Genomic DNA, 10,998 nt, shown 5'->3' on the forward strand with positions numbered 1-10,998 from the left:
GTGCTTACGAAAATAGTCCTTTTGGCGGTATGCCACGGGGGGGCGTTTCTGCCAAATTCCGGCACCGCAGCTTTGCCCGTTCAGGCAAAAACCCTGCTCCGCTGCCCTCTATATAGAAGGTGCAGGCCAATTGCATGACTCACCGGTCAGTCATGGCCCTTTACCTGGGCCACGGGGCTGGGTAACGTCTGCCCCACTTCATAACAAGGATTTGCGCCATGAGTGACTTGATTGCCTATCACCTGGAAGACGGTATCGCCACGCTGACCTTGAGCAATGGCAAGGTCAATGCCATCTCCCCGGATGTGATCACTGCGTTTAATGCCGCCCTGGACCAGGCCGAGCAGGATCGCGCTGTAGTCATCATTACCGGGCAACCAGGCATTCTCTCTGGCGGCTATGACTTGAAGGTGATGACCGCCAGCCCCGAGCAAGCCATTGAGCTGGTCAGACAGGGCTCGACCCTCGCTCGTCGCCTGTTGGCGCATCCGTTCCCGGTGGTGATTGCCTGTTCCGGCCACGCGGTGGCCAAGGGCGCATTTCTGCTGTTGTCGGTGGATTACCGTATCGGCGTGGAAGGCCCGTTCAGCATCGGCCTGAACGAAGTGCAGATAGGCATGACCATGCACCATGCCGGTATTGAGCTGGCCCGCGACCGGCTGCGCAAATCGGCATTCCACCGCTCGGTTATCAACGGTGAGATGTTCACCCCGCTCACCGCAGTTGACGCAGGCTTCCTCGACAAGGTGGTCAAGCCTGATGAGCTGCAAGCCGCAGCCCTGGAAGCCGCCCGCCAGTTGAAGAAGATCAATATGAGGGCCCACAGGAACACCAAGCTCAAGGTGCGCAAGGAGCTGCTGGAAACGCTGGACAAGGCAATTGAAGAAGACCAGCACCACCCGCTCTGACCCTCCCCCCCTGAAATACCGGTCCCGACCGCAACCTGCGGTCGGGATTGTGCCTGCCTGACGTCCCCCTGCAATCATTCTCAAACTGCTCTGGCCCGCCTCTTACAAAGCTCGTTGAAACAAATGCTAAAACTTCAGCTATCTCCTACTTGTATCGGGGTAATTGCTGAAGACAGTGCACATCCGTACACTGCGCCGACTTTTGTTTTGGCGAGCCTGTAAATGCTACTTTCGATGCGTATGTTGTTGATGTGTCTGCATTTTATGCTTGCAGGCGTACTGGGTGTAATACTGGGCATGTGCCGTCCCTTCAATCCGGACAACAGCCGCCTGTGCGCGCGCCTGTATGCCTGGCCGTCCCGCTGGATCCTGGGCTACAGACTCAAGGCCGAGGTCGGACCGCTGATGGACAAGCCGCAAAGCTGTGTGGTGATTGCCAATCATCAGTCCAACTACGACCTGTTTATATTCGGCAACGTGGTACCGCGCCGCACTGTGTGCATCGGCAAAAAAAGCCTTAAGTGGGTGCCTCTGTTCGGCCAGCTGTTCTGGTTGGCGGGCAATGTGCTGATCGATCGGGGCAATGCCCAGAAAGCCCGCAAGTCGATGCTGACGACTACCCGCACCCTGCAAGAGAAAGACACGTCCATCTGGGTATTCCCGGAAGGCACGCGCAATTTCGGCAAAACCCTGCTGCCTTTCAAGAAGGGCGCATTCCAGATGGCAATCACTGCCGGGGTGCCGATCGTACCGGTGTGCGTTAGCACTTATAGCCAGCACCTGCAGCTCAACCGCTGGCACAGTGCCGATATCCAGATCCGTTCACTGCCTGCCATCCCGACAGCCGGCCTGACCCTGAATGACATCCCGCAGTTGATGGAACAGTGCCACGAGCAGATGCGTGAATGCATTGAAGCCATGGACCGGGAACTGCTGAGCCAGAAAAACATTCACTTGCCCCCCCTGTCCAAGGGCAACTCGACAGTATCCAACCCGAACCACTGAACCTTTGTCGTCTCAAAGTGGCCAATAGCACGCTAAGCTGCATCTTCGTGCCATAACCCTTTGAAGAAGAAGCGATTAGAACTATGGGGAGAGTTGTTGCTGCTGCGGTTTATAACGCAGGCAAGAAAGTCACCAATATCACGCTGGACGAAGGCATTGAGTGGGCGAAAAAGCCTGGTCACTTCGTCTGGATTGGTCTGGAGCAACCCGACGCGCAAGAGCTGGCCAACTTGCAACGCCAGTTCAACCTGCATGAACTGGCCATCGAAGACGCCCTTGAGCAACACAGCCGTCCCAAGCTCGAGACCTTTGGCGATGCGCTGTTTATCGTGATCTATTCGCCGGTTCGCCATGAAGGCAAACTGGAGTTTGTCGAAACCCATATCTTTGCCGGCAACGGCTATATCATCACCAGCCGCAATGGCCATTCAGCCTCTTACAAATCCGTGCGCCAGCGTTGCGAAGCACGGCCGCTGCTGCTGGAGCATGGTGAAGACTTTGTGCTGTATGCCCTGCTCGACTTCGTTACCGAGAGTTATCAGCCTGTCAGCGAAGCCATCCATGCCGAAATCGAGCAGCTCGAACAAAGCATCATGGGCAATGCCCTGAATGAGGCCGACATCGTCCACCTGCATGGCCTGCGCCGAGATGTACTGCGTCTGCGCCGCTATGTGGCGCCCATGGTGGAGATCAGCGAAGAACTGCAGCGCCTGACCTTCCCCTTTATCGACAAGAACATGCGTCCGTATTTTCGTGATGTGCAGATTCACGTCACGCGGCAGATGGAAGACCTCACCAACCTGCGCGATGCCGCTACCCAGACCATTGAGATCGTTGTGCTACTGGAGTCTTCACGCCAGAGCAATGTACAGCGCAAGTTCGCCGCCTGGGCGGCCATCCTGGCGTTCCCCACTGCCGTGGCGGGGATTTACGGGATGAACTTCCAGAACATGCCGGAATTGACCTGGCACTACGGCTATTTCGGTGTGCTGGGGTTTATTGCGGTGGGCGTCACCGGCCTGTGGACCAGCTTCAAACGGTCTGGCTGGCTCTAACCCTCTCACCCTGTGGGAGCGGGCTTGCTCGCGATTCAGACAGCGCGATTGTTCAGCCAAACCGCATCGTTCCAGTCGCGAGCAAGCCCGCTCCCACCTATATCGAGCCGGATATCAGGCGATCTGCGGCTTGTGCGACACAAAACGCATCATCCACTCGGCAACGGTGCGGCCATGATGATCCTGGCCCAGGCTGGCGATACCGCTGCTGTAGACCTGCTCGCCCAGATGTTCCTGGCGCAGGTCAAGCAAGGCCCGCGAATAGTCGTGGATAAACTCGGGGTGGCCCTGGAAGCACAGCACCTGATCATTGATGTGGTAGGCGGCAAACGGGCAGAAATCGCTGGAAGCAATGACCGTGGCGTTCTCCGGCAAGGCCGTAACCTGGTCTTGATGGCTGATCAACAGCGTCAAGTCCTCGACCACCGGGTTCATCCACGGTGCCTTGGCAGCCAGTTTGTACTGATGGGTGCCCACGCCCCAGCCTTGAGTGGCGCGCTCGCTCTTGCCACCCAGCAGCAGCGCCAGCAATTGATGACCAAAGCAAACGCCCAGCAACTTGTCACCGCGCTCGTAGCGGGTCAACAAGTAGGTTTTGAGGGTTTGAATCCACGGATCGGTGCCAAATGAGTCCGCCTTGCTGCCGGTAACCAGGTAAGCATCGAACGTCTGGTCATCAGACGGATATTCGCCATGCATGACATTGAAAACAGTGAACTGTGCCGCGATTGGCTGCGTGGAGAACAGGCGCACAAACATTTGCCCGTAGCCCTGATATTGGTCAACAAACTCTGGACGCAGAATGTCGGTTTCCAGAATGCAGATGCGTAGCGACATAAAAGTACCTGGCACGATAAAGGCGAAAGTAATGATGACAACAGATCCGAGCCTGCCCTGAAAGGGTATTTGATGGCAAGTACTGAACGTAGTAATCGCCCTGCAACCCCTGAAAACGGGGGCCTTTTGTAGGACAAAACAGGGCTGCACTGCACTCCCTGACGAACGGTAGGGGGCTAAGAATATGGACACCAAACGGGCCCGTTGCGTCTAGATACGGGTCGGCAGGTCAGGGGTAAAAGACTTAATAGCGTTTTAGAAACTTACTGCACTTGGATGATGTTAAAGGGTTCTAAGCCATGTCTTATGGGGGCTCTAAGGTTAACCCTGTTGCCAGGGCCGCTTTCTTTTCGAGGCATTAATCTCTTGGCGCAGGCATTGTCGTTCAGGAAAAACAAAAAAAGGCAGATAGCCATGTTCAAACATACGAAAGTACGTCAAGCCGGTCTTATCCTCTTTGCTACCACCTTGCTGCTGATCTTGCCGAACCTGACAAAGGTTATCGGTTAGACATGCCAATATGCCGAAGACGTGCGTCCCTGCGCGTCTTCGCGGGCTAAAGTTGCTGGCTATAAAACAGAACGGCCGGCCCTGAGGCCAGCCGAGAAACGATCAAACACCTTTCAATTGAGCAGGCCACGCACCTCCTGCTTCACGCCCCAACCTTCGATAATTCCTCCCAGCGGCACGACTACTGCTTCAAAGTCCTGCTCGAAATCGCCGATGCCCCCATAGGTGGCATACATCACCTTACTCAACTCCAGATGCCATGCACCGTCATCTCGCACATTGATCTGCGCATTCAGGGACTCACCACAAAATTTTTGTGCAGCTCTGCGCGCCCGCTCCTCGTCCGGGAAGATCGCGTAAAACTCGATGGGATGGATACGTGAAAAATCAAAACCGCCTTCTTTCATGCGGCGCAGCACATAGCTGCTGAGGTCTTCTTGATGGGCTGTGCTCATGAAACGTCCTCCTCGCAATGGATAGACATTCAGCGCTCCCCTTCGGCAACAGTCGGGCCGTGACAAGGGAAGAAATAAGCATGTAGCAAACAAGATCAGAGCCAGTCGATTACTTCGCTGGTCTGGTTGCAGAGTAGCTCCAGGGTGCGGGATCTGCCAAGGGGGCAAGCCATGAATTTCAACAGGTTTTTTCGTTTGTCGGAAAAAACCGCGCCCGGTACCCGGACAGATGCGCTGTCCAGGACCCGGCTTGCGCTGCTGTGAGTTACGGCTTTTCAGCGCGCTCTTTCAGCCCTTTGAGGGTATTGAAAGGCGCATCGACCACAAACTTGTTGGCCAACCAGGAAGGCACGCTGCCGCCCGGCTCGGTGTGTACCTGATAGGTCACTTCGGTCAGGTTGTCACCTTTGGGCACCAGCTTCCAGAAGCCGTTGACCTGGGCAACCCGTACAAAGCCCTTTTCTTCCGGGATATAGGTCGGCAGGCCTTTGAGCGTGCGGGTCAGGCTGCCATCTGCGCCTTGGGTAGACGTTACCAGCAGCACCGAATCTCTCGGGGTAACCGGCCACGGTGTTTTGAACTGGGTGTAAGTCCAGCTCTGGTCGCCCTCATGCTTGAGCAGCTTTTGCGACTGGCACTCATGGATCCAGGCGCAAGCGCTGGCCACGTCTTCCTGCAACTTGCTGATTTTGGCCAGTGGCGCCTTGATGGTCGTCACGCCCTGGTACGCCTTGTACTGGGAGCCGGCCACCTCACTCAGCGACACCTTGATGCCGTCCTGATCCTTGGCAACCTTCCAGTCTTCAGCCTGAGCCACACCCGCCAGCAGAGCGCTCAGGCCACAGATCAATGCCACTTTATGCAACGAACCCATTGTCTTGTTCCTTATTGTTGAAGGTTTGTTCACTGGACACGAACACACTATGCAGCGGTCACCTGCTCCCACCAGCCAATCAGGTTGATGGCTTCTTCCCGATTGCTGCCGCACACCTCGATATCTGCCTTGAAATCACCACACACCGCAGGGCGTTGCGGCTGGCCGAATAAACCGCACAAGTAGTCGACAGAAAGATGCAGGCAGCGTTCCCCGGCAGGCTTGCCATTGGGCATACCGGGCAGCGGTGTACTGATGGAAGGGGCTATGCAGCATGCGCCACAGCCTTCACGGCAATTCATGACGTCAGCTCCTCGTTCGGGGCAAAGTGTGTTGATGACAAGGGATAGTACTCGCTGGAACAGGTGTTTGAAATTGACCGTTCAGCAGAATGTGCCGATAAATGACGGTGACTGATCAGTCAGTTTAGAAGGCTGTTTTACAGCGCTCGACACTTATTGTTTGAACTCGAAATCCAGTGCCGCACCTTCGATTTCATTGTGTCGATATTCATTGCGCAATTGCAGGTCCATTTCATTACTGAGCAAACGCCCATTGAGCTGAAAAGGGCTTTCTTCGACAGACTTTTCGCCAAACATGTTGGGCAGTAACGGTTTGTGCGCAGGCATGGCTACCGTGCCCAAGGGCCGCAGTTGCTTGACCATCTCGGGCGGCAGGCGCAGGTCGAGCTTGGCAGCAGGCAAGGGCTTTTTGGCGATTTCATGGGCCGACCGGGATTTTGTGGCGATTGGCTTACGCTTTTTGACCGGCGCTTTTTTCTCGCTGGCGGCAGGTTTTGCCGATGAATGGACAGATTGCGTCTGCGCAGAAGTGGATGCGGGGAGCACCGGATCTGCTGTTGCAACGACTGCATTGAGCGCACTCAAAACACCCATCAACACAAGACTCGCACAATATGTCGCTTTCATAACTCCCACAGCTTTAACGGTTCAGGTGCGTATGCTCGCGCTTTACGCACAGGGGAACAAGGTAATTATAGTCAAAATGCCATACCGGCTATTGCCGAGCCACCATATAGACCTGCAGTTTCCTGGCAGAGCTGGTTGGCAAGCATGCCAAGCGTCATCAGGGCCCGCTCGGCTTCCCGATTCCAGGGCGTGCCGCAGTTTAACCGGATGCAATGATTGAACTGCTCGGTGTTACTGAAAATCAGCCCCGGCGCAATACTGATGCCTTGTTGCAGCGCCCGCACATGCAGCTCCTGGGTATTGACCCGGCCCGGCAAACTGACCCACAGGATAAAACCACCGCTGGGGCGGGACATCTGCGTCCCTTCCGGGAAATGCTGTTGCACTGCCAGCTGAAAAGCACTGAGGTTTTTTCTGTATTCCTGGCGGATATAGCGTAAATGGCGGTCGTAACCGCCATTTTCAAGGTAAGCCGCCACCCCCATTTGGGTCACGCTGCAGGCCGAATGGGTGGTAAAGGTTTGCAGGCGCTGGATTTCCTGCTGAAACTTGCCCGCAATCATCCAGCCGATTCGCACACCGGGTGACAGGGTTTTGGAAAAGCTCGAACAGTAGATCACCCGATCCAGGCGATCAAAGGCCTTCAAGGCCTTGGTGCGCCCGACCTCGAACATCAGTTCGCCATAGATATCATCTTCCACAATCTGGATATCAAAGTCCGAGGCCAGGCGTAGCAGCTGCTTTTGCCGCTCTTCAGGCATGGTCCCACCCAGGGGGTTGCTCAGGCGCGTGGTCAGCACCAATGCCTTGATCGACCATTGGTTGGCGGCCAGTTGCAGGGCTTCAAGGCTCATGCCGGTGGCCGGATCACTGGGGATTTCAATGACTTTCAAACCCAGCAGGTCAGCCAGTTGCAACAAGCCGTAGTACGTTGGCGACTCCGCCGCGATCAGGTCTCCGGGGCGGGTCAGCACCCGTAATGACATTTGCAGGGCATCGACACAGCCGTGGGTGATGATCACTTCAGACGGATCGACCACCACGCCAGCATCGCGCATGCGTATTGCCACCTGGCGGCGCAGGGGTTCGAAGCCGGGGCTGAACATATAGCTGAACGCCCGCGGGCTGTGAAAGCGGGTGACCTTGGCCAGTTGCTGGTGCAAAGCGCGTACAGGCAGGTAATCGACACTGGGCACAGCCGCTCCCAGCGGGAACACACCTTCGCGGCGGGACTCGACCAGGACTTGCTGGATAATGCTGCTGCGGGTGACCAGCCCCGGACGCTCGACACGGGCGATGTCCGGAGTGGGTGCGGTAAGTGCCGGGGTCTGGTGCACATAATATCCGGACTGCGGCCGTGCCCGGATCAACCCCTGGTCTTCAAGATTGGCGTAGGCCTGCAACACCGTGGCATGACTGACGTTGAGCTGCGAGCTCATCTTGCGCACCGAAGGCACACGCTCGCCCGGCTGATAAACGCCACGCCGGATATCTTCAGCCAGCTGCTGAGCGATACGTTGGTAAAGCAAAAGGTTGGTCATGGCGCTGCACTCGATGTTCAGGCTTTGTTTTTATGGGGAACAATACCGGAACAGTTTAGAAGTGTACGGGCACAGTTGTCACTTATCTAAGCCGTACAGCGCGAGTGCGGGGGTAACTGTATGGGTGCGGACAATGCAGCTGTGGGAGCGAGATTTGCCCGCGATGGCAGCACCGCGGTACGCCTGGCACACCGAGCCGCTCCAATCGCGAGCAAGCCCGCTCCCACAGTCCAGGCAAATCCCGGTTTTAGCGAGCGGCGCCCAACTGGCCTTTTTCGTCCGAGAAGACGATTTCAACACGACGGTTCTGGGCCCGGCCGCGCTCACTGGCGTTCACATCCACCGGGTACTGGTCGCCATAACCTTCCACCTGGATGCGTTTCTCGTCGATACCCAGGTCGATCAGCACATCCGCCACTGCCTGGGCACGGGCCATGGACAGCTTGAGGTTATCCTCCGTGCCGCCCGTGCTGTCGGTGTAACCCTCAATCCGCACAATGCGCTTGGGGTTGAGTTGCAGAAACTGCACCAGTTTGAGAACCGTGCGGTTGGCCGAATTTTTCAAATCGGCTTCGCCTGTATCAAACAACACGTCACCCAGGGTCATGACCAGGCCACGATCGGTCTGGGTCGTGGCCAGGCTGACGATTTGCTCTTCCAGCCATTGGCCCTGCTGCTGAACGCTTAACAGCTTGGCCTCCCGCAAGGCCAGTTGCAGTCGCTGACGCTCCAGCTCGAGCTTGGCCGCGCGCTCTTCATTCAGCACCTGCTGGGTGTGCTCACGGGCGATTTCGCTGTAACGCTGGCTCAAGTAGGCGTAATGCGCAACGTCATCACCGCTGCCCCAATAGCTGGACAACCGGTCAGCACGCGCCAGGGACTCACCGGAGCGGATCACGTCCTTGGGAGCGATGCGCAATACATTGGTATCTTCCTTGACGGCCTGGAAGTCCGTACCGGCCTGCTGCAAGGCCTGCTGGCTGTTGTGATGGCCGGTGCAACCGCTCAGGCCGATAGCCAGCGCCCCCATGTAAGCTGCGGACTTGAGGCTCATTGCGCCTCCGCCAGTTGTTTGCGCAAGCGCGCGATACGGGTATTGAGCACGTTCAATTGTTCCTGGCTTTTTTGCGTCAGCACACGAGCTTCAGCCAAGCGGGCGTCAAGCTCCGCCTGTTCGGCCTGCATGCGCGCGTCCTTGTAAGATTCATCTGCCATATCGGCCAGCGCTTGGGCCAACTTGTCTTCGGCTTGTTTAAGCTCGGCCAGGTCATCGGCTTTTGCACCCACCGCCTTGGCTTGCTCCAGGGCCTGCTCGGTCAAACGCAATTGTTCATTCGGCGCAGGATCGGCTGCACACCCCGCCAGAGCCACAACGGCCAGGGCAGCGAAAAGAGGTCGAATTGTCACTAGGGATTCCTACTGTTTTGGGGCGCTGAGCGGTTGTTGCAGCTGGGTTTTCCACCGCTCCAGATTGCGTTGCACTACCGCCTCGGTCAGGCCGGAGGCGGGCAATTCTGTCATCTTTTTGGCGAGCTGTCCGCGCAACCACGGCTCATTACAGGCTGAGTCATGGGAAACAGCCAAAAACAGCCCTGGCTGATCGACAGGTTGCGGATGTGCCAGCAAATCATCGGCGATGCCCAGGGTTTGCGCAGTGACCATACCGGCATAACGACCGGCCAGTACATACTCGGCCTGCCCCAGCAGCAGCTTCTGAAAAGCCTGGGTCAACCCGGGCTGGGGCTCCAGGGTCAGTTGATGACGGGCAAACTCATTGAAGGTTTCGCTTAAACGGGCCTTTTCCGAGACCGCGCCCTTGTGCCCATGCAAGTCTGCGGGCGTTTCGTAGATCAGGGGAGAATCTTTGCGCGTCCACACCAGATAATCGTTGCGCACCAGCGGCGGGTGGATGTAATCGAAGGAAGAAAGCCCGGCCACGGTCAGCGGAGCATCGAGCAGCAAGTCCATGCGTCCGGTACGAACCTCGTCATGGGCCTGGGCACGCTTGCCGCCATAGAGCACTTCAACCTTGATCCCCAGCTCGTGGCCAGCCTGCTGGATCAGGTCGGCACTGGCGCCGATCAAATGGGCAGGGTCGGCCGGATCACGCCACAGGTAAGGCGGGGCATCGGGGCTGCCGGTGACGATCAGGCGTTCGCATTTGCCCGCCGCCTCGGACAGCAATGGCAAAAACACCAACCCTGCCAGCAGCCTGCTGATCTGACGCATATCCATACCCTACACTCCCTCCACACAATTGACAGGCATTAAAAAGCCCGGTTACCCGGGCTGTGAAAACAGGCAGGACACTGAGTGCCCTACCCTTCCCCACGCCCCGGTAACCGGGCCCTTTATAAGTGAAGCAACTGGATTAAACCAGTTTCTCCAGCTCAGGCACAGCTTCGAACAAGTCCGCTACCAGGCCGTAATCGGCCACCTGGAAGATCGGTGCTTCTTCGTCCTTGTTGATCGCAACGATCACCTTGGAATCTTTCATCCCGGCCAGATGCTGGATCGCGCCGGAAATACCGACCGCAATGTACAGCTGTGGCGCAACGATTTTACCGGTCTGGCCAACCTGCATGTCGTTGGGTACGAAGCCTGCGTCCACAGCGGCGCGGGATGCGCCAACAGCAGCGCCCAACTTGTCAGCCAGGGTGTACAGCAGCTTGAAGTTGTCACCGTTCTGCATGCCACGGCCGCCAGAAACCACAACCTTGGCTGCGGTCAGCTCAGGACGGTCCGACTTGGCCAGCTCTTCGCCAACAAACGACGAAGTGCCTGCATCGTGAACCGCTGCAACCGCTTCAACCGCTGCCGAACCACCTTGCGCAGCAACCGGGTCGAAACCGGTGGCGCGTACGGTGATCACTTTGACCGGCGC

At 57.0% G+C, this 10,998-nt stretch carries 13 protein-coding genes; 3 read left to right on the forward strand and 10 right to left on the reverse strand.

From position 1 onward, the window contains the following. Positions 1-218: 218 nt before the first annotated feature. The 3 genes from EQV96_RS06260 (at position 219) to EQV96_RS06270 (ending at position 2,968) form a co-directional block, all read left to right on the forward strand. Positions 219-908, forward strand: coding sequence for a crotonase/enoyl-CoA hydratase family protein (locus tag EQV96_RS06260; RefSeq protein ID WP_095019389.1), 690 nt, complete (start codon positions 219-221; stop codon positions 906-908). A 222-nt stretch (positions 909-1,130) separates the two neighbouring features. Further along, the gene (locus EQV96_RS06265; RefSeq protein ID WP_095002261.1) at positions 1,131-1,913 is read left to right on the forward strand and encodes a 1-acylglycerol-3-phosphate O-acyltransferase; all 783 of its coding nucleotides are present in this window, start codon (positions 1,131-1,133) and stop codon (positions 1,911-1,913) included. A gap of 83 nt (positions 1,914-1,996) precedes the next feature. Beyond that, the gene (locus tag EQV96_RS06270) at positions 1,997-2,968 is read left to right on the forward strand and encodes a magnesium and cobalt transport protein CorA (protein ID WP_095002262.1); all 972 of its coding nucleotides are present in this window, start codon (positions 1,997-1,999) and stop codon (positions 2,966-2,968) included. A gap of 114 nt (positions 2,969-3,082) precedes the next feature. Here EQV96_RS06270 and EQV96_RS06275 read toward each other — a convergent pair whose 3' ends face one another. The 10 genes from EQV96_RS06275 to EQV96_RS06320 all read right to left on the reverse strand — a co-directional run. Continuing rightward, complete coding sequence (locus EQV96_RS06275) at positions 3,083-3,805, reverse strand: amidotransferase (RefSeq protein ID WP_095002263.1); 723 nt, start codon at positions 3,803-3,805, stop codon at positions 3,083-3,085. 623 nt (positions 3,806-4,428) lie between these two features. Next, entirely contained in the window at positions 4,429-4,770 is a 342-nt protein-coding gene (locus EQV96_RS06280; RefSeq protein WP_016779973.1) for a ribonuclease E inhibitor RraB, read from the reverse strand. Between the two features lie 265 nt (positions 4,771-5,035). Continuing rightward, positions 5,036-5,644, reverse strand: a complete 609-nt coding sequence (locus EQV96_RS06285) for an START domain-containing protein (protein ID WP_095020313.1) — start codon at positions 5,642-5,644, stop codon at positions 5,036-5,038. A 47-nt stretch (positions 5,645-5,691) separates the two neighbouring features. Further along, on the reverse strand, positions 5,692-5,946 hold the full coding sequence (locus tag EQV96_RS06290; RefSeq protein WP_016779971.1) for a YkgJ family cysteine cluster protein: 255 nt from the start codon (positions 5,944-5,946) through the stop codon (positions 5,692-5,694). A 153-nt stretch (positions 5,947-6,099) separates the two neighbouring features. Further along, a complete protein-coding gene (locus EQV96_RS06295) occupies positions 6,100-6,573 on the reverse strand; it encodes a translation initiation factor 2 (protein ID WP_169916725.1) in 474 nt (157 codons plus the stop codon). A gap of 71 nt (positions 6,574-6,644) precedes the next feature. Further along, positions 6,645-8,114, reverse strand: a complete 1,470-nt coding sequence (locus tag EQV96_RS06300) for a PLP-dependent aminotransferase family protein (RefSeq protein WP_095002266.1) — start codon at positions 8,112-8,114, stop codon at positions 6,645-6,647. Between the two features lie 247 nt (positions 8,115-8,361). Beyond that, positions 8,362-9,168, reverse strand: a complete 807-nt coding sequence (locus tag EQV96_RS06305) for an OmpA family protein (RefSeq protein ID WP_095002267.1) — start codon at positions 9,166-9,168, stop codon at positions 8,362-8,364. Further along, positions 9,165-9,521 carry a DUF4398 domain-containing protein gene (locus EQV96_RS06310; RefSeq protein ID WP_095002268.1) on the reverse strand — a complete coding sequence of 119 codons (357 nt, stop codon included), beginning with the start codon at positions 9,519-9,521 and terminating at the stop codon, positions 9,165-9,167. Before EQV96_RS06310 ends, EQV96_RS06305 begins: the two co-directional genes overlap by 4 nt. A gap of 9 nt (positions 9,522-9,530) precedes the next feature. Further along, complete coding sequence (locus EQV96_RS06315; RefSeq protein ID WP_095002269.1) at positions 9,531-10,349, reverse strand: transporter substrate-binding domain-containing protein; 819 nt, start codon at positions 10,347-10,349, stop codon at positions 9,531-9,533. 136 nt (positions 10,350-10,485) lie between these two features. Further along, positions 10,486-10,998 (reverse strand): FAD-binding protein (locus tag EQV96_RS06320; protein ID WP_198417424.1); only part of this gene is annotated, 513 nt, incomplete at its 5' end.

It is taken from the genome of Pseudomonas sp. TMW22080, assembly GCF_022496745.1.
GTDB lineage: Bacteria > Pseudomonadota > Gammaproteobacteria > Pseudomonadales > Pseudomonadaceae > Aquipseudomonas > Aquipseudomonas bubulae.